Consider the following 17,634-nt stretch of genomic DNA (forward strand, 5'->3'; position numbering starts at 1 on the left):
GCGGAACAAGCGTCCCTGCCGGGACGATGGTGTGGGCAATCTCGAAGTCGTCCCTGCGGGCTTTACGCACCGCGCTCTTAACATCGGGATGCCACACCTCTTGAACGCCATCATGCGGCGCTCCGGCATAGAGACGACCGCGGAAAGAACCATGAACCCGGCAGCGGATCATTTTTGTCTATCGGGGTTGACATCGTGCCCGCGATTAAAGAACGGACGACTAATTAGTCTTACCACGAAGCTCATCCGCCTAGCCTCATCGGCCCCCGTCCGGATTGTAAACCTGACCAAACCGATTGCTGAGGAATTCCGACAATGCGATCTCCTCCTGTCGGACAAAGCCCTTTGCCGCCAGCCTTTCCTGCGCCAAAAGGTCTAAGATGGTTGAAATGCCCGCCGCGGTCGTGCTCTGAATGGCACTCAGTTTTCGTCCCGCAACAACTCCGGGATAAACCTTGTTCGCATATGTTTCCTGCACATAACGCGCATCTCGCCAGCCGCAGACTGTAACAAAGATGACGACCACATCCTGCATGGTTGCGGGTAGCGCGTTTTCGAACACATCCTTCAGCATATCGCGACGGTTCTTCAAATTCAGATCGTTTAGTAGCGCCTTGATGATCGCCTGGTGCCCAGGATATCGAATCGTGCGGTAGTTCATAGTGCGCACCTTGCCTTCCAGCGTCCTTGCCAATGTTCCAAGGCCGCCTGAAGTGTTGAAGGCTTCATAGGTGACACCGTCGAGCGAAAGTTCCTCGCGCTCCTCCATGGCTGGCACGTTCACGAGTTTGCCTTCCACGATGGCTTCGCACGGCTCGATATATTCGTTGATCAGCCCCTCGGTGCTCCAGGTCAGGTTATAGTTCAATGCATTCGACGGATATTGCGGCAGCGCACCGACCCGCATGCGCACACTGTCGAGACTATCGAAGCGGGATGCCAGATCATTGGCTACGATCGAAATAAAGCCTGGCGCCAAACCGCATTGGGGAATGAATGCGCGATTGGCATTTCGAGCCAGAGCCGCGACTTTATTTGTGGCGGCGACGTCCTCGGTTAAATCGAGATAGTGCGCATCTGCCTCAAGTGCGGCCTCGGCGACCTGTGTGGTCAGGTGGAAGGGGGCGGCCGAAAGCACTGCAAACTTACCATTGAGCGCGGCCACCAGAGTTGCCTGATTGGTAACATCAAACATCACAGAGGAAATCGCCGGATGGCAGTCGATCGAGGCGAGATGCTCGCCACTGCAGTCGACGATCGTCACCTTGTAATCGCCAGTATCGGCCAGCATCGTTGCAATCGCGACACCGATCTTTCCTGCTCCGAGAACCAGGACTTCTTTCATGTTTTCCCGCTTTTTCTGACCTTGAATATCCATGAGTTTAGATCACGATTTGACGATTCATAGCCACAAAAGGCGCAGTTCGGCCCACCTCTTTTGGGGTTTGACCAATGATATCGACGGTTGGACTGAGTGCTCACATCGCTGACTGACGAAAGACAGAGGACTATTAGCGCTCATGAACGAAACATCCCGCTCGCCGGGATACTCGCCAAAACCATGTCCTTGTGGGATAGTGCCCTGCAACGTCGGCTTGAGGCACCAGGCCTCGATCAGCCTGCCATCGACCGAGAAGTGAGCGCTCGACAGCAGCTTCTTCACCCTGGGCTGCGCCAGCACCGCCCCAGGAACTTGGGCGCGATCTCGCCTTCCGGCAGACGGTCGCGGTTCTCAGTCCGAGCCATTGAATCACGGTCGGCGGTCGCCGGCGAGCGCCTTTTTAAACAACCTGCCAGACCCTCCCAAGGTAAGCCTCCGAGGGGAGACGCCTTGCGGTGGGCTGGCCTGATGGTTGAGAACTGTACGTATGGACAGCCATACGATCAGTGCGTTGAATCGACTGGAAGTGGTTGATACAGGCCGGCGGCGGCGTTGGTCTGAGGGAGAGAAAGCGCGGATTGTTTTGGAGAGCCTATCCGAGCCGCGCGCGGCGACAGCCCCGCGATACGGCTTGTCGCGTTCTCTATTGGTGACTTGGCCGAAAAGCCTTCGCGGGGACGCGAACCAAATCCGATGCTGGCTTGGTCCGGTTGTGGCCGAGGGGGTGCCCGCGCGTCAGTGGCGGCGTCATCGGAGAGCGCGACTGCCCATTCGACGGAGCGTCGGATCGAGATCGAGCTAACCGGCAGGCGGCGGGTCATTGTTGATGCGGGCGTCGACGTTGAGGTGCTTCGCCGGATCATCGAGGTTATGGATCGGCGATGATTCCGGTTCCTACGGGAGTTCGGGTGTGGCTGGCGACGGGCCACACTGACATGCGTAAAGGCTTCGCCTCATTGTCACTGCAGGTGCAAGAGGTGCTGCGCCGCGATCCGCTGAGTGGTCATTTGTTCTGCTTCCGCGAACGCAGAGGCGATCTATTGAAAGTGATCTGGCATGACGGCCAGGGAGCATGCCTGTTTGCGAAGAAACTCGAGAGAGGTCGTCTTTGTCTGGCCGTCGCTGGCGGACGGCGTGGCGTCGATCTCGCAGGCGCAGATGAGCTATCTGTTGTCCGGCATCGACTGGCGCAATCCCCAAGAGTCCTGGCGTCCGACCAGTGGGCTGAGACTTTGTTATTTGAGTTGGGCCGCGAATGTGATTCCATTTGGCTATGGACTCCAGCGCCGACCTGCGGCCTGATCTTGCCGCCGCGCATACAATGATCCTGGCCGAGCGCACGGCCAGGCTTGCGGCGGAAGGCAGGCTTGCTGAAGCGGCCAATGCCCAGGCGAAGCAATCGAGCACCGAAGCGCTGATTGCCCATCTCAAGCTCGAGATCGAGAAGCTACGACGCACGATATATGGCGCGCGCTCCGAGCGGTCGGCGCGGCTGCTCGATCAGCTGGAGCTTGAGCTTGAGGAACTCGAGGCGGGCGCGACCGAGGATGAGCTCGCTGCCGAGGGGGCGGCCGGGAAAACGCAGACAGTGCGTTCGTTTGAGCGCAGGCGACCGGTGCGCCAGCCCTTTCCCGATGATATCGAGCGGGAGCGCGTGGTGCTGCCGTCCCCGACGCAGTGTCCCTGCTGCGGATCGGCCCGGCTGTCGAAGCTCGGCGAAAGCGTGACCTCGACGCTGGAGAAGATCCCACGCCGGTTCTAGGTGATCGACAGGGTCCGGGAGAAGTTCAGTTGTCGGGATTGCGAGGCGATCACGCAGCCGCCAGCGCCGTTCCATGCCACACGCCGGGGCTATATCGGACCCCAGCTTGTGGCGACGATCCTGTTCGACAAATTTGGCCAGCATCAGCCGCTAAATCGACAGAGCCAGCGCTTCAAATGTGAGGGGATCACCCTCTCGGTCTCGACGCTGGCGGACCAGGTGGGCGCCGGAGCCTTTGCGGTCAGGCCGATCTTTGAACTGATCGAAGCCTATGTGCTCTCCGCCGACAGGCTCCACGGTGACGACACCAAGATACCGATCCTGGCGAAAGGTAAAGCGGATACCGGCCGGATTTGGACCTATGTTCGCGATGATCGGCTATTCGGCGGGCGAGATCCACCGGCGGCGCTGTTCTACGCCTCACGTGATCGGCGCGGCGAGCATCCCGCGCGGCATCTTCAGAACTTCGCCGGCATCCTGCACGCCGATGCCTATAGCGGGTTCAACGCTCTCTTCGATCCCGGACGCAAGGCGTTGCCGGCCACGCCCGCCTTCTGTTGGGCACATGGCCGGAGGGCGTTCTTCGAACTTGCCGACATCGCCCAGAATGCTCGCCGCGGAAGATCGGCGACGGCGATCTCGCCCGTTGCGCTGGAAGCGGTTCGTCCGATTGACCAATCGTTCGAGATCGAGGGCGACATCTATGGGTGAGCCCTGAGGAGCGGCTGCAGATCCGCCGGGAGAGAAGCGCGCCACTGCTGACCGAATCTTGAGGCTTGGCTCCGGGCGGAATCTGCCCAGCTCTCACGTTCGTCCGACGTGATTAAGCCGACCAACTTTCTGCTCAACCGTTGGGAGGGCTTTCCTCGCCTTGTCCCACGACGGACGGAGCTCATCAGGATGCACAAGGAAAACCCCGAACTCCTCAAGCGGCGGAATCGGTGAGCCCTTGTCCGCGGCCTAGTTTAGCCTGGATACCTCCCAAGGTACGAACTTGCCCCCCGCGCATCCCTTCGGCCACCGCAACCGAAATCGTGGCCTTGTGCGCATCCAGACCCCACGAAAATGCTATCGTTCATCAGGCCCCTTCCCATTCTTGAGGCTCGGCGCCGGACCATCCGGCGCAACCGTCACCTCAGAGGGCGAACATGGGATCATCCCAATCGCGCCGATCAGATCGCCAAGCTGGCGAAGAAGCTTGGCAAGCAGATCGGCAGGTAAGTTTTTGCTACAAAGCCGGGTCCCTGCGGATATGACCTGCATCAGCAACAGAAGGGGCTGGGGCACAACTGCATCGTTGTGGCCCTCTCGCTGATCCCGATGAAGGACGGGAATCGGGTTGAAACCGACCGACGCTACGCGGCGATGCTGGCCAAGCTGCACCGGACCGGCGAGCTGACGGCGGTGTGGGTAGACAGTGAGGCCATAGGCCGTCGGGAAAGTCTACTGCGAAATCGCAGATATTTATCAACTCCTAAACCTCGCCGGCCCTCCGAGACAATTTGGCCGACCTCGATTGAAGCTAGGCGGATTAAGACGTGCTTGCTCGCTCCCAACTCATCGCGGAAACAGCTGCACAAGCTCGTCACGCTCTGGTCCAGGCACGTGGCTCCAGGAAAGGCTCTGTGCGCCGCCTCAATTTCGGCGACGGCATCGCTGGCCGTTGTTTTATAAGCTCTCCGATGGTCTTGCTGGTGATAGGCGCAGCACCTTTAGCGTCCTATCTTTGTAGCGGATTCGATTCACATTTCGCCGAGCAATCGGTCACTTCGACAGGCAGTTAGAGAAGTGTTTGCAGATGGGCTTTTTTTGAAGTGGAAATTGCGGCTTTCTCACAGTTGATTGCAGGCTCGAGCTATATCACGCGGGGAGTTTTGTTCCGAACGCCCGCTCTTTTATGATCAACTGGCCGGCATGCTCTGAGTGATCGAACCACGATTGCCTGTTTATTCCGGGCACTGTACATTCGCAATTACGCTGGAATGCGAAGCATCCGAAGCGAGTATAGAGCGATAGTTGACCCAGCCCGTTTGACCTTCATACGAATGAGCCTCCGGGTCCTTCGACGCATCTGGTCAGGAACGTTCCGCATTCTTTTGGTCCCACAAAATCGTTATCGTTGCGCATGATCATGCATCGCATCTTTCAAAGATACATTGATCTTCTCTCGAGCGCCGAATATGCGGATGCCTTTGCAGAGGCAATGGCGATCACCGCGAGCGAGCTTGATCTATCTTGTTTTGCATATCTTGCGGTGCCAAGGCGGCCCGGCAAAAAGGCATTGGTCATATCCACGTATCCGAACAACTGGGTCGCGCATTATGTGCGCAGCCACTACGAACGCCTGGATCCCATTATCAAACGTTCGTTAGAGACCACTGACCCGTTTCAATGGGGTTTAGACGCACCTTCGAGACCAATCTCTCCGGCGCAAAGGCGATTTCTCGAGGAAGCTAGCGAATTTGGAATTCGGCTAGGTTTTACCCTCCCAATTCATGATGAAGACGGCTCGGTTGCTGCTCTGACCTTTGCAACTGACCAAAGGCGTCCACAATTCGAAAGGTGCATCGATCTGAATGCCTCTGCTCTTCAGCTGATAGCGAGATGCTTCCACTGGCAAGTGCGCCGCAAGCTCTTGCATGAACTGACGATCGACGGAATCCGTCTGTCTCCTCGCGAAGTCGAATGTTTGGAATGGGCCGCAAAGGGCAAAAGCTTTTGGGAAATTGGACGGATCCTCGGCATATCCCACAACACCGTGGCTCATTACTTAAGGAGTGCGAGAGACAAGCTGGGAGTTCGTAAAGTCGTTCAGGCCGTCGCCCGATTGGCCGCTGCCAAACGAGATGGGCAAGATTGAGACTCTGAACCCGCATAGTAATAGGGGATGATGTTGACGCGCAGCTCCTCCAGAATCTCGTCTCCTTGGGAGGGGACCATGATTCAGCTTATTACGGAGTCATCGTACAGCGCGTTTTCCTGCACGTTAGCATCCATGTATAAGTTACGCTACCGCGTTTTTAAGCAACGATTGGAGTGGAGCGTTCAGACCTGCGGCGACATGGAAATGGACGATTTCGATGCGCTGCATCCGGCCTATCTCATCCAATCCTCTCTTGAGGGTCATGTGGAAGGTTCGGTTCGTCTTTTGCCGACCATGGGACCGACAATGGTGCGCGATACGTTTCCAATGGTTCTTGGGGGGCTTCCTGCTCCGGCGGACCCGTTGGTCTGGGAGAGTAGCCGGTTCGCAGTTGATGCTTCTCCCCATGCTCCGAAGGGCGAACACGGGCTGGCCAAGTCGACTTACGAGCTTTTCGCAGGGATGGTCGAATTCGGACTGTCGAGACGCCTCAAGAGCATCGTCACGGTCACCGACGTCCGGATGGAGAGAATCCTGAAACGCGCAGGCTGGCCGCTCTGCCGTATCGCCGCTCCCTGCAATATCGGAAACACGCTCGCTGTGGCAGGACACCTGGAGATTTCGGCGGGAGCTCTTCAAAGGGTACGTGCAGCTGGCGGTCTCGACGGGCTGGTTCTCTGGACACCAGTCTTGTTGGAGGCTGCCTAAGTACCCCACTTCCGCCGCCCGACTGAACTCGCCGAGTCGTATCTCCCACGCCCAACTTGAACGAGAGCGGATTCATCGCGGCTCACGCGCGCGTCCGATTTGCGTTCCCAGAAATCGTAAACCATGCAGTGCATCCGGGGAAGACGGAGAAGCACGGGTCGACATGATCGGCAGCAAGCCACAATCGCAAGCAGAAACACAATGATGTTTACCCAACCTGCCGCCCACGCGCACCAAGAAATACCATTAAACGAACGCGCAAGGAACGCCATTCATCCTCCTGGCCACGACTAACCGGCCGGCGACGTTTTCATTTTCCGAGCAACTCCAGTTGTTTGACTTCTGATTTCCACGGTGCTGCAATGGTGCGACACACAAGCTTCGCCGATCTAAGGGCCGGAATTCGGCGCCTCAATTTGGACCTCGGTCAGCTTCAGCTGGCACTTGCCGCAGCGGAATATGGGAGCTTTCGCCGAGCTGCCGAATATCTTTCCATAACGCAATCGACACTCAGTCGCTCTATTCAGCTCCTGGAACATTCAATCGGAATAATCATCTTTGAGCGATCCCATGCCGGGGTTATAGCCACACCCGCTGGACTTGATTTTCTTCGAATCGCGCGCTCAATCCTTCAACAGATGGATACGCTCGTCGATAGGACGAAGCCTGCCGACCGTAGGGAGTGCGGCCGCTTTGTCATCGGATTCTCCACGTCGCTTACCACCGGTCATCTCCGTGCGACGCTGCTCGAATACAGTGCGCGATTTCCGCAAGTTGAGCTTGGAATCGTCGAACGATCTCGGCCCCGATTAGCAACCGCGCTCCGCAATGGCATGGTTGACCTCTATGTTGCAGCAGGTGATTCATTCGAAATCAGGAGCAGAAGTGCTCCCCTCTGGAGCGAGCGGGTCTTTGCTGCTCTTCCTCACGATCATCCTCTCGCTCTGCAGGATGGTATCTCATGGACCGATTTGCGTAACCAAATCGTCTTGATGAGCCAATACGACTCCGGACGCGACCTCGAAGCGTTGCTAAATGCAAAACTCATCATCTCGACGGACTGCCCGCGGATCGAGCACCGCGATGTCAGCCGCGCAGAAATCCAGAACCTCGTTAGTATGGGCCTCGGCATCGCCCTCGTGCTGGAATCCGACGTGGACGCCAATTCTTCTGGCTTGGCCTATCGGGAATTGCGCGACGGCGTAGGACCAAGCCGCATCGGCTTTTCCGCGGTGTGGCGCGATGACAACGAAAATCCAGCTCTGGCCAATTTCCTCAAATTGCTGGCTGAACGCTACCCTTCGTCATCTTTGGAATGAAGCCGCTTTCGCGCTCTGGCAAAAGCTCGGTCCGTCGCCATGAAGCGCGCTACCATCGGGCCTATCAGTTTATTGGGGTCGCTGATCTTCTGGCCGGTTTCACGGGAGAGGATTTCCGCGTACGAAATCAGATCGCGATGCACAGAAGCAGGCAAGTCGATGGCGATCCGAACAGGCTTGTCATCTGCAATCGTTCCAATCTTCAGTTTGGTCATGTCATCCTCTATACGGTTCGAGCACGAGATCGCGGTTGACAATGACCCGCACTGGAAATCCCGGCCGGATGGTCAATGTCGGCTGAATGTTGAGGTTGCGCCGAACCACCTGTTGTCCGGCCTGATTAAGGGAATCTCCGGCTCCGCGTCGCAGCGCGGCAATGATGTCACTGTTGGAGCTATTGGCGTCTGCCCCGGAGTTAACCTCGGTCCCAACGGCGAGCAAAGTCGATAGCGCTGCGGCTCCCAATAGCTCCTTCCAATGGTTGTCGACCTCATCCTCAAGGCCGGCGTAACCAGCTACATCCGCGCCAGGCTGGCGTTCGAGCACGATGGAACGTCCATTGGGCATGATCAGACGCGTCCAGACGAGGAGCACGCGCGACTGGCCGAACGCGACCTGGCTATCGTAGATCCCGATCAGTCGCGCGCCTTGTGGGATCAGCCTGGCCCGGCCGGTCGGAGTGTCAAAGACGTTTTCGGTCACTTGCGCCGTGATCTGGCCGGGCAGATCAGAGCGGATTCCGGTGATGAGAGCGGCCGGAATGACCGTTCCTGCCTGGACCACGAAGGGCGATGCTGGCTTGACCAGACGATCGGGGCTTGTGGTACGCCGATCTACGGCCGCGTTCACGAACGCAAGCTTGCGATCCTGCCCGTTTTGCGCAAATGCTTCATCGGAAGACGTCGTCGGGTTCGCCGGCGTCTCGCTGGACGGTGTTGTTGCCGCCAATGGGCGGATGTTGATCGTGGCGAACACTTTGCTGGTCCGCGCCGCTTCAGTTTCCTGATTGACGCGCTGCTGTTCAGCGTCGGCTGCGAGCGAACCGGATTGCGTTTGAGCTTGGGCTGCAAGGATCGGTCGCCCCAGATCGCCGGGCAAGGGCGGTCCGAGCCGTGGCACATCATGGGGTATTCCGGCATAATCCTTAGGGAGCGTCGAAAGTTGATCGGAAACTGTGTGGTGGTCAGTCGAATAGAGCTCCTCAGACGTGGGGGTATGCTTTTCAGGTCTTTGCAGCGCCCACAAGACTGCGACGGAGACAACGGCCAGAGCTAGACCGGTGCCAGCAAGTAGCGCCTTCCGGGAGAGGCGCATTACGCGCGGCCGTTCGGGGCGCAGCCGCAAGGACTGGGCCACGTCCGCGGGTGCATCTGCTCGGGCCGCCTCACGACCCGCGGGATCTCCGCTGGTATTGCTCACAGCGACCTCCCGTCGGTCCTTGCGATACGCACTTTCTGCTGGCCTTCACCGCCGAGCCGGAGTTCGGCGGCTGCAAACAGCCGATCGACGATGAGGACATTGCCGTAGACGCGGTAGTTGACGATCTCGGTCTTGCCGTCCGGTCCAATGACAAACAACGGCGGCATTTCGCCCTGCGTGATCCCTGCCGAGAATTCGATGTAGACCTTGCGCCCGTCGTCATAGGCACCAACGGGTCGCCAGGGCGGGCTGTCTCCCCCAATCGAATAACGATAGCGGCGCTCGGCTGGATCCGGAATGTACGGCGCCGGCGGCACCGTTTGACCAGCAGCGGTTCGAGGTTGGGGATAAAACCAGGCAACCGAAGGCATGTAGGGCTTTTCTCGGGACCGGAGTTCAATCAGATAGGTCCGGCGGTCGGTATTGACGACGAGATTGGTCGTAATCGCAGGGCGCGTTGGCTTGACCATGATGTGGACGCGGCGCGCATCACTGCTGCCGCTGCCGCTCTCGGTATCGCCCACCACCCAGCGCACGGTGTCGCCGGCGGCGACGGGTCCTGAGCCGATCAGCTGCTCCCCCGGCTCGAGGGCGATATCGGTGATCTGCCCCGGGGCGGCGTAGATCTGGTAAAGCGCGCCGGGGCTGTAGGGAAACACCTGCACCGCATTGAAATACCCCGCCTTACGAGGCTCAACGCGCGCAGCGTCATTGGCGTTCTCGATCCGCTCGATGGGCTCCTTGGCCTCAAGCTTCTTGCCACCGCGCCCCGGCGTCCAGGCAGGCGGCACGTGAAGCGGTTTTGGACGGTCATCCGCCGATGCCGGCAAATCGGGAGAGAGCGGGATCTCCTCATCATAGCTGATCTGCGGCGGCTTGAATGTGGTGCAGCCACCAAGGATGCATAGACTGACCAAGAATGCGGACACGCCGCTCTGTCGGAATCTCCGGAGGTTCGCCACGAGAATTTGAGCCATTACGATCCGAACTCCTTCGACCAGTTGATCGCGTTGACGTAAATGCCGAGCGGGTTCTTACGCAGCCGCTCGATATCGCGGGGCGGTTCAACGACGATGGTGAGGATCGCGCTCCACCGCTCGGTGGCAGCTAACTGCCCGTTCTCGTAATGCCGCTCGGTCCAGGTTAGGCGGAAGCTGTCCATGGAGGCCCGAATGACGCTCGAGACCTCGACGGCGACTTGGGTTTGCCCGACCTTGGCGAAGGGATCGTTGTTGCGGGCATAGTCATTCAGCGCGCCAGCGCCACGGTCGGTGGTGAAGTCATACGCACGCAGCCAATCCTGACGAAGCACGATGGCGTCCAAGGGAAGGCCACGCACATGCTCGATAAAGCGCGCAAGATGGAAGGCGATCTGCGGATCGCTCGCCTCGTAGGCGGCATTTGCCGGAGCAATGGTTTTTGCCTCACCGAGATGATCAACTTCGACGACCCAGGGCGTCACCGTTCCCTGCGCCGACTGCCAAACGAGGGCACCCGCAAATCCCGCGCACAAGAACAGACAGCCAAACGCCATCAAGCGCCAGTTTTTGGCCTGCACGCGCGCCGAGCCGATCCGGTCGTCCCACACCTGAGCGGCCCTCTGGTAAGGCGTGACCGGTTCGGGCGTGCGGCCATAGTGGACAGCCGATCGTTTGAACATGAAAGTGAACTCCTTGAAACTACACGTGCCGCCTTGAGTGCCGCCGGCCTGAAAAGGATGAAGACGCCTCCAGTGACATCGTTATTCTTGCTCCTTGAGATCGACCGATGCGCCACCGCTTGCGTGATCGCCGGCACGAACCGCATTTGTCGCGGCTGTCGCGCCCTGATGGATCGCTTGCGCGCGCTTTGCACGGCGCGCCCAGCTAGGCATCTCCTGAGATGTCGCGGCTGATGCATCTGACGTACTCGCATCACGAGCCGCCGCGCTCCCGCCGAGCCGAGCAGCGAGGATGCGCAAAGGACTTGCCGCGGCAGAGGCGCCCGCATCAGCGACCCCGGAGAGGCCGCCTGCCCGGAATGCGTTGGAGGTTCCGCTCGCGATCGCCGAGCTAGCTCTTGCCGCAGTGCTCATTGCGCCGCTGGCAAGTCCAACTCCGCCTGCAGCAAGACCGGCGCTAGCTGCAACTATTCCTCCTGCGGCAAGGCTTGTGCCTGCCGCAGCGCCAGCACCAAGCTGCGGTCCGCCGGAAACAATGCCGTTCGCAATGCCGGGTCCGAAAATCCCGAGGCCTAGCAGCGACAATGCGCCAAGGACCAGGGCCATCGCGTCCTCCACCGTCGGCTGGTTACCTCCGAAACCGGCGGTGAACTGTGCAAACAGGGTCGATCCGATGCCGACGATGACCGCGAGCACCAGGACCTTGACTCCGGACGAGATGACGTTGCCGAGCACGCGCTCGGCCGCAAAGGCCGTTTTTCCAAATAGGCCAAATGGGATCAGGACAAAGCCAGCAAGCGTCGTCAGCTTGAACTCGATCAAGGTGACAAACAGCTGGATTGCCAGGATGAAGAAGGCGAGCAGCACTACGATCCAGGCGAACAGCAGGACCGTAATCTGAACGAAGTTTTCGAAGAAGCTGACATAGCCCATCAGGCCCGAGATCGATTCAAGGATTGGCCGACCAGCATCGAGACCAACCTGAGCGATCTTTCCTGGCCTGAAAAAGTCCACTGAGGAAAGGCCGGTGCCGGACGCTTTCAGTCCAAGGCTAGCGAAGCTCTCGAACACGATCCGAGCCAAGCTATTCCAATTGCCGATGAGGTACGCAAAGACACCGACGAACATCGTTTTCTTGACAAGTCGGGCGATGATCTCCTCGTCGGCGCCCCAGGACCAGAACAGGCCGGCGAGCGTGATGTCGATCGCCGCTAACGTGGTCGCGACATATCCGACTTCGCCTCCAACCAGGCCGAAGCCGGAGTCGATATAACGGGTAAAGGTCTCCAGGAATTGGTCGATCACGCCAGTACCGCCCATCGTTCACTCGTCATTGTCGGGAAGGGAGGGGTAGCCGGACGGCAGACGGCTCTCATCCTTGCCCCGCACAGGCGATGATGCGTCTGGATTAGTTTCGCTAATAGGAGCCCGTGAGGATCCGCGGCCATTGCCAAAGAACTCGCGACGCTTCTCGGCCCAGAGCTTTCGGCACGCGAGCAGAGCATCTGTCTCCTCGTATTCGACCGTGCGGCATTGCTCGAGCTTTGTGGCGGTCGCCTCAGAGGACCCTTGCGCGATCGACGCTTCGGGCAGGGCCTGATCTTGACCGCCGCTCAGCCGGATCGCGCAAGCGACAACAACCAGGATGGCAAGCGCCACCGCCAATAGCATCGGAATTCGTTCAAATCTGTTTGTCGACATTAGTGGAACATCTGCACTGTTGTGGATTGGTAGCCTTGCCCCGGGTTGAGGAAACGCCTGAGCTGCTCCCTGCCCTGATCCTGGGCGGCCGCTCGCTCCGCCTGCTCCAGAGCCTGAGCACGCCCCTGCGCGGCAATCGCCGCAGTGAGATCGACGAGTTGCTGGCTTTGAAGGGCAAGCAGCTGATTGCCGGCTTGGCTCGCCTGTAGCGCACCACTGGCGCCCTGGCTGCTACTGACGAGGGCCGACATCTGGGTGCGGTTGGTGTCGAGATTGCCGACCACGGTCGCCTGCACGCGCATGGCGTCCTGCAAGCCGGCAACAGCGTTCTGCCAGCGTGTTTGCGCATTCGCGATCAGCGCCTGGGCGGGCTGGCTCGAAGAGGCCGGTGCGTAGGTCGATGAGAACGCGCGATCGATCTGTTGGACATCATAGGCGATGCGTTGCGCCTGACTGAGCAACTGCTGGGTACGCTGGATCGACTGCTCAAGCTGCTGCAGCGAAGAATACGGCAGGCTCGCCAGATTTTTGGCCTGGTTGACCAGCATCAGCGCCTGGTTTTGCAGCGATGTGATCTGGTTATTGATCTGCTGCAATTCGCGGGCAGCAGTCAGCACATTTTGCGCGTAGTTGTTGGGATCGAACACGATCCACTGGGCCCTGGCCTCTCGGGGCACCTGGAGAATGGCAGCAGCAATCAGGCCTGCCGCTACGAGTTGAGTTAGACGTCTCATCAGAGGTTCCCTGCCTTTGCAAGTTGCGGAATAAGGTCGCAGGCCCAGGCGAGCTCGCGCGCCTTGAGCCAGCCCGTCACGAAATTTTCGCGGCCGTGCTCGGCTAGGACGCGGTCGATCAGAGCCTGGTCGGCCTTCGAGGAGCTGGCTGTGAAAGCGAGCGCAACCTCGCCAAGGCCTAGCTCGAACAGACGATTGCCGCGGCGGGACTGGCAGTAGTAGTCGCGTTTCGGTGTTGCACGTGCCAGAATCTCGATCTGCCGGTCGTTGAGCCCAAAGCGTCGATAAATCGCCGTGATCTGCGGCTCGATGGCGCGGTCGTTTGGCAGCAGGATTCGGGTTGGACAGCTTTCGATGATCGCTGGCGCAATGGGCGAGCCGTCAATGTCCGCAAGCGACTGGGTCGCAAAGACAACCGAGGCGTTCTTTTTGCGAAGCGTCTTCAGCCATTCGCGCAGTTGTCCGGCAAAGTGGGCGTCATCGAGGGCCAGCCAACCCTCATCGATGATGAGGAGCGTCGGACGGCCGTCAAAACGGTCCTCGATCCGATGAAACAGATAGGAAAGGACGGCGGGAGCGACCGCGGTCCCGATCAGCGCATCAGTCTCGAACACCTGGACGGAGGAGCCGCCGAGGTGCTCGCTTTCCGCATCGAGCAAGCGATCATATGGACCGCCCAGACAATAGGGCTGCAGCGCCCGCTTCACCATATTGGACTGAAGCAGCACCGAGAACCCCGTGAGGGTGCGCTCAAGGGCAGGCGCCGAAGCCAGGGACGTGAGCGCAGACCAAATGTGCTCTCTGACCTCAGGCGTGACCTCGACCCGCTCGCGGGACAAAATCGAGGCGATCCAGTCGGCTGCCCAACCGCGTTCGGAGGTTTCGTCGATCTTTGCGAGCGGTTGCAGTGCAACAAATTCCGTCGATTCTCCGGCGACCGCACCACCAAGGTCATGCCAATCGCCGCCCATTGCGATGGCCGCGGCCCGGATCGAGGCGCCAAAGTCGAAGGCAAAGATCTGTGCCTCCGGGTAGCGGCGGAACTGCAAGGCCATCATCGCTAGGAGGACGGACTTGCCGGCGCCGGTTGGCCCTATAATAAGAGTGTGCCCGACGTCACCGACATGCAGGGAAAAGCGAAACGGCGTCGATCCCTCGGTCTTGCCAAAGAACAGAGGCGGCGCCTTGAAGTGATGGTCCCTCACCTCCCCTGCCCATACGGCCGATAGCGGGATCATATGAGCCAGATTAAGGGTCGAAATCGGCGGCTGGCGGACATTGGCGTAGACGTGTCCGGGCAGGCTGCCAAGCCAAGCCTCGACTGCATTGACGGTTTCGATCATGCAGGTGAAATCGCGGCCCTGGATCACCTTTTCGACCAGACGCAGCTTTTCGTCGGCGACACGCGGATTGGTATCCCAGATGGCGACGATCGCGGTGACAAAGGCCTCGCCGATCTGATCGGAGCCTAGTTCCTGCAGGGCCGCATCAGCATCGATGGCCTTATTGTTCGCATCAGTATCAAGAAGAGCTGATGCCTCGTTAGTCATCACCTCTTTCAGGATCGCCGCGATCGACTTGCGCTTGGCAAACCATTGACGGCGGATTTTTGTGAGGAGCCTTGTCGCGTCGCCCTTGTCGAGCATGATGGCCCGGGTCGACCAGCGATATGGAAATGCCAAACGGTTCAGATCGTCCAGAATCCCAGGCGTCGTAGCGCTTGGAAATCCGACCACCGTCAGAACGCGGATATGGGCTTGACCCAGCATCGGCCCGAGCCCGCCGGTGAGCGGCTGATCGGCGAGCAAGGCGTCGAGATACATGGGAATCTCGGGCACTCGGACCCGATGCCGTTTCGTCGAGATGGTGGAATGCAGGTAAGTTAGAGTGGCCTCGTCATTGAGCCAGCCGCATTCCGGCATGAACCCTTCCATGAGCTGGAGAACGCGATTGGTGCGATCGAGAAATCCACTCAGTATTTCCCGCGAATCTTCGCCAACCGTCCGCTGGCCGCCCTCATAGAGCAGCCGTTCTGCGAACGCGGCGCTCTCAGCTGGCGGCAGATAGAGGAAAGTCAGATAGTAGCTCGACTCGTAATGAGCGTCCTCCTCTTCGAATTGGGCCTTTCGCTCGGCGTCGACCAAGGCGGATGCCACGTCAGGAAAAATGTTCGCAGGATAGGCGCCTGCCGCATGGCGCTGCGCCTCCACAAACACCGCCCAGCCGGATCCGAGACGGCGCAGCGCGTTGTTCAACCTGCCGGCAACCGCGACAAGTTCGGCCGGCACGGCACTTTCGAGATCTGGTCCCCGAAACCTGGCCGTCCGCTGAAACGAGCCGTCCTTATTGAGGACCACCCCCTCATCGACGAGCGCCGCCCAGGGCAAAAAGTCGGCAAGACGCGTGTTTGAGCGCTGGTATTCAGCGAGATTCATCATGGGACAATTCACGTGTTGAGGTGACCGGGAATGCGGACGTGGCGGCGCACGACTTCGACGAAATCCGGATCGCGCTTGGCGGCCCAGACGGCGGCCATATGGCCGATGAACCAGAGCAGGAGGCCTGCGATCCACAGCCGCAAACCCAATCCAAGTGCTGCCGCCAAAGTGCCGTTGAGGATCGCAACTGAACGCGGCGCACCGCCCATGAGGATCGGCTCCGTCAAGGCGCGATGGACCGGTGCCACAAAACCGGGGACCTCATCCATCAGATCACCACTCCGCCGCCAAAGGAGAAGAACGAGAGAAAGAAGCTCGAGGCGGCAAAAGCGATTGACAGGCCGAATACGATCTGCACCAGGCGGCGAAATCCGCCCGAGGTATCTCCAAATGCCAGCGACAGCCCGGTCACGATGATGATGATGACCGCAAGGATTTTGGCGACGGGCCCCTCAACCGATTGCAGGATCTGGTTGAGCGGCTGCTCCCATGGCATGTTCGAGCCAGCGGCCCATGCGGGAACCGCGCCTGTGAACGGGAGGGCCAGTGCCGCGATCGCGATGAGAGCCTTGTTGCGAAGCGATCTCAAGCTCATGGTTGATCTCCCATTGGTAGAAGGCTGTAGTCACCGGACGGTCCGAGCGCTGATACGCGAGCAAGCTCGGCGAGCCGCCGATCGGCGCCGCGGCCAACAAGAACGGCAATCACGTTGATCGTTTCGGCAATAAGCGCGCGCGGGACGGTGACCACAGCCTCCTGGATGAGCTGCTCGAGCCGGCGCAATGCCCCGAGCGCAGTCCCGGCATGTATGGTTCCGATTCCGCCGGGATGGCCTGTCCCCCAGGCCTTGAGAAGCTCGAGAGCTTCGGCTCCGCGTACCTCACCAATCGGAATACGATCGGGCCGAAGGCGCAGCGAGGCGCGAACAAGTTCTGATAGCGAGATCACGCCGTCCCGGGTGCGCAGCGCAACGAGATTCGGCGCTTTGCATTGAAGCTCTCTTGTATCTTCGATGAGGACGACGCGGTCTGCCGTCTTGGCGACCTCCGCAAGAAGCGCATTTGTCAGGGTGGTTTTGCCGGTGGAGGTACCGCCCGCGACCAGGATGTTATGGCGAGCAGCGACAGCTGTTCGAAGAGCGCCGGCTTGCTCCATGGTCATGGTCCCGGCCGCGACATAATCCTCGAGAGAGAATACTGCCACGGCTGGCTTGCGTATCGCGAATGCCGGGGCGGCAACGACGGGGGGCAAAAGACCTTCAAATCGCTCCCCGGTCTCCGGTAGCTCGGCCGAGACACGCGGCGCACCCGCATGGACCTCGGCGCCGACGTGGTGAGCGACCAGCCGAATGATCCGTTCTCCGTCGGGAGCGGACAGGCTTTTGCCAGTCTCGGTCAGGCCACGCGACAACCGATCGATCCATAGCCGACCGTCCGGGTTGAGCATTACCTCGACAATCTCGGGATCTTCCAGAAAGCACGTAATGGCGGGGCCAAGCGCAGTGCGCAGCATGCGTGCTCCGCGCGAGATCACCTCCGGCTGAAAGCGTTGGATTGTCATTGAGGTCCCAAGAGCTGAGGCACCCCAAGCGGCCTCAGATGGGTATGATTAGAAAAGCAGGTCCTTCGTTGGCGCAACGCGTGGCGTGC

Annotated in this window: 16 protein-coding genes and 2 pseudogenes; 5 read left to right on the forward strand and 13 right to left on the reverse strand. The window is 59.5% G+C overall.

Features of this window, described 5'->3' with window-relative positions:
• Positions 1 to 256: 256 nt before the first annotated feature.
• On the reverse strand, positions 257 to 1,345 hold the full coding sequence (locus tag QA640_RS38445; RefSeq protein ID WP_283043017.1) for a saccharopine dehydrogenase family protein: 1,089 nt from the start codon (positions 1,343 to 1,345) through the stop codon (positions 257 to 259).
• 258 nt (positions 1,346 to 1,603) lie between these two features.
• Positions 1,604 to 1,737, reverse strand: a pseudogene (locus QA640_RS38450) (IS5/IS1182 family transposase); the annotation flags it as partial.
• 579 nt (positions 1,738 to 2,316) lie between these two features.
• Here QA640_RS38450 and tnpB point away from each other — a divergent pair.
• The 5 genes and pseudogenes from tnpB to QA640_RS38475 all read left to right on the forward strand — a co-directional run bounded on the left by tnpB (position 2,317) and on the right by QA640_RS38475 (position 8,033).
• The gene (gene tnpB, locus QA640_RS38455; protein ID WP_349253669.1) at positions 2,317 to 2,706 is read left to right on the forward strand and encodes an IS66 family insertion sequence element accessory protein TnpB; all 390 of its coding nucleotides are present in this window, start codon (positions 2,317 to 2,319) and stop codon (positions 2,704 to 2,706) included.
• Positions 2,655 to 4,007 (forward strand): annotated as a pseudogene (locus QA640_RS38460) (IS66 family transposase); the annotation flags it as partial. The gene tnpB and the pseudogene QA640_RS38460, both read left to right, overlap by 52 nt.
• A 1,267-nt stretch (positions 4,008 to 5,274) precedes the next feature.
• The gene (locus tag QA640_RS38465; protein ID WP_283037859.1) at positions 5,275 to 6,003 is read left to right on the forward strand and encodes a LuxR family transcriptional regulator; all 729 of its coding nucleotides are present in this window, start codon (positions 5,275 to 5,277) and stop codon (positions 6,001 to 6,003) included.
• 78 nt (positions 6,004 to 6,081) lie between these two features.
• Positions 6,082 to 6,714: an acyl-homoserine-lactone synthase gene (locus tag QA640_RS38470; RefSeq protein WP_283037860.1), complete on the forward strand. Its 633-nt coding sequence runs from the start codon at positions 6,082 to 6,084 to the stop codon at positions 6,712 to 6,714.
• Between the two features lie 416 nt (positions 6,715 to 7,130).
• Positions 7,131 to 8,033: a LysR family transcriptional regulator gene (locus QA640_RS38475; protein WP_283037861.1), complete on the forward strand. Its 903-nt coding sequence runs from the start codon at positions 7,131 to 7,133 to the stop codon at positions 8,031 to 8,033.
• Here the strand turns inward: QA640_RS38475 and QA640_RS38480 are convergent.
• From QA640_RS38480 to trbB, 11 genes are all read right to left on the reverse strand, one after another.
• Positions 8,009 to 8,248 carry a DUF2274 domain-containing protein gene (locus QA640_RS38480; protein WP_283037862.1) on the reverse strand — a complete coding sequence of 80 codons (240 nt, stop codon included), beginning with the start codon at positions 8,246 to 8,248 and terminating at the stop codon, positions 8,009 to 8,011. The genes QA640_RS38475 and QA640_RS38480 overlap by 25 nt on opposite strands.
• A gap of 1 nt (position 8,249) precedes the next feature.
• Positions 8,250 to 9,452: a TrbI/VirB10 family protein gene (locus QA640_RS38485; protein WP_283037863.1), complete on the reverse strand. Its 1,203-nt coding sequence runs from the start codon at positions 9,450 to 9,452 to the stop codon at positions 8,250 to 8,252.
• Complete coding sequence (gene trbG / locus QA640_RS38490) at positions 9,449 to 10,429, reverse strand: P-type conjugative transfer protein TrbG (protein WP_283037864.1); 981 nt, start codon at positions 10,427 to 10,429, stop codon at positions 9,449 to 9,451. Before trbG ends, QA640_RS38485 begins: the two co-directional genes overlap by 4 nt.
• Positions 10,429 to 11,112, reverse strand: a complete 684-nt coding sequence (trbF, locus tag QA640_RS38495) for a conjugal transfer protein TrbF (RefSeq protein WP_283037865.1) — start codon at positions 11,110 to 11,112, stop codon at positions 10,429 to 10,431. The genes trbG and trbF overlap by 1 nt, the downstream gene beginning before the upstream one ends.
• An 81-nt stretch (positions 11,113 to 11,193) precedes the next feature.
• Positions 11,194 to 12,432: a P-type conjugative transfer protein TrbL gene (trbL, locus tag QA640_RS38500; RefSeq protein ID WP_283037866.1), complete on the reverse strand. Its 1,239-nt coding sequence runs from the start codon at positions 12,430 to 12,432 to the stop codon at positions 11,194 to 11,196.
• Positions 12,433 to 12,435: 3 nt separating this feature from the next.
• Complete coding sequence (gene trbK-alt / locus QA640_RS38505; RefSeq protein ID WP_283037867.1) at positions 12,436 to 12,771, reverse strand: putative entry exclusion protein TrbK-alt; 336 nt, start codon at positions 12,769 to 12,771, stop codon at positions 12,436 to 12,438.
• Between the two features lie 41 nt (positions 12,772 to 12,812).
• Positions 12,813 to 13,547: a P-type conjugative transfer protein TrbJ gene (gene trbJ / locus QA640_RS38510; protein WP_283037868.1), complete on the reverse strand. Its 735-nt coding sequence runs from the start codon at positions 13,545 to 13,547 to the stop codon at positions 12,813 to 12,815.
• The gene (trbE, locus tag QA640_RS38515; RefSeq protein WP_283037869.1) at positions 13,547 to 15,985 is read right to left on the reverse strand and encodes a conjugal transfer protein TrbE; all 2,439 of its coding nucleotides are present in this window, start codon (positions 15,983 to 15,985) and stop codon (positions 13,547 to 13,549) included. The genes trbJ and trbE overlap by 1 nt, the downstream gene beginning before the upstream one ends.
• Positions 15,986 to 15,993: 8 nt before the next feature.
• The gene (locus tag QA640_RS38520; RefSeq protein ID WP_283037870.1) at positions 15,994 to 16,254 is read right to left on the reverse strand and encodes a VirB3 family type IV secretion system protein; all 261 of its coding nucleotides are present in this window, start codon (positions 16,252 to 16,254) and stop codon (positions 15,994 to 15,996) included.
• Positions 16,254 to 16,580, reverse strand: coding sequence for a TrbC/VirB2 family protein (locus QA640_RS38525; RefSeq protein ID WP_283037871.1), 327 nt, complete (start codon positions 16,578 to 16,580; stop codon positions 16,254 to 16,256). The genes QA640_RS38520 and QA640_RS38525 overlap by 1 nt, the downstream gene beginning before the upstream one ends.
• Entirely contained in the window at positions 16,577 to 17,545 is a 969-nt protein-coding gene (trbB, locus tag QA640_RS38530; RefSeq protein ID WP_283037872.1) for a P-type conjugative transfer ATPase TrbB, read from the reverse strand. The genes QA640_RS38525 and trbB overlap by 4 nt, the downstream gene beginning before the upstream one ends.
• Positions 17,546 to 17,634: the final 89 nt, after the last annotated feature.

It is taken from the genome of Bradyrhizobium sp. CB82 (genome assembly GCF_029714405.1).
Classification (GTDB): Bacteria; Pseudomonadota; Alphaproteobacteria; order Rhizobiales; family Xanthobacteraceae; genus Bradyrhizobium.

What these genes read in the sequence shown, in the direction of transcription:
- QA640_RS38445 (WP_283043017.1), bottom strand. Translation starts at nt 1,345, where the DNA reads ATGAAAGAAGTCCTGGTTCTCGGAGCAGGAAAGATCGGTGTCGCGATT.
- tnpB (WP_349253669.1), top strand. Translation starts at nt 2,317, where the DNA reads ATGCGTAAAGGCTTCGCCTCATTGTCACTGCAGGTGCAAGAGGTGCTG.
- QA640_RS38465 (WP_283037859.1), top strand. Translation starts at nt 5,275, where the DNA reads ATGCATCGCATCTTTCAAAGATACATTGATCTTCTCTCGAGCGCCGAA.
- QA640_RS38470 (WP_283037860.1), top strand. Translation starts at nt 6,082, where the DNA reads ATGATTCAGCTTATTACGGAGTCATCGTACAGCGCGTTTTCCTGCACG.
- QA640_RS38480 (WP_283037862.1), bottom strand. Translation starts at nt 8,248, where the DNA reads ATGACCAAACTGAAGATTGGAACGATTGCAGATGACAAGCCTGTTCGG.
- trbG (WP_283037864.1), bottom strand. Translation starts at nt 10,429, where the DNA reads ATGGCTCAAATTCTCGTGGCGAACCTCCGGAGATTCCGACAGAGCGGC.
- trbF (WP_283037865.1), bottom strand. Translation starts at nt 11,112, where the DNA reads ATGTTCAAACGATCGGCTGTCCACTATGGCCGCACGCCCGAACCGGTC.
- trbL (WP_283037866.1), bottom strand. Translation starts at nt 12,432, where the DNA reads ATGGGCGGTACTGGCGTGATCGACCAATTCCTGGAGACCTTTACCCGT.
- trbJ (WP_283037868.1), bottom strand. Translation starts at nt 13,547, where the DNA reads ATGAGACGTCTAACTCAACTCGTAGCGGCAGGCCTGATTGCTGCTGCC.
- trbE (WP_283037869.1), bottom strand. Translation starts at nt 15,985, where the DNA reads ATGATGAATCTCGCTGAATACCAGCGCTCAAACACGCGTCTTGCCGAC.
- QA640_RS38520 (WP_283037870.1), bottom strand. Translation starts at nt 16,254, where the DNA reads ATGGATGAGGTCCCCGGTTTTGTGGCACCGGTCCATCGCGCCTTGACG.
- QA640_RS38525 (WP_283037871.1), bottom strand. Translation starts at nt 16,580, where the DNA reads ATGAGCTTGAGATCGCTTCGCAACAAGGCTCTCATCGCGATCGCGGCA.
- trbB (WP_283037872.1), bottom strand. Translation starts at nt 17,545, where the DNA reads ATGACAATCCAACGCTTTCAGCCGGAGGTGATCTCGCGCGGAGCACGC.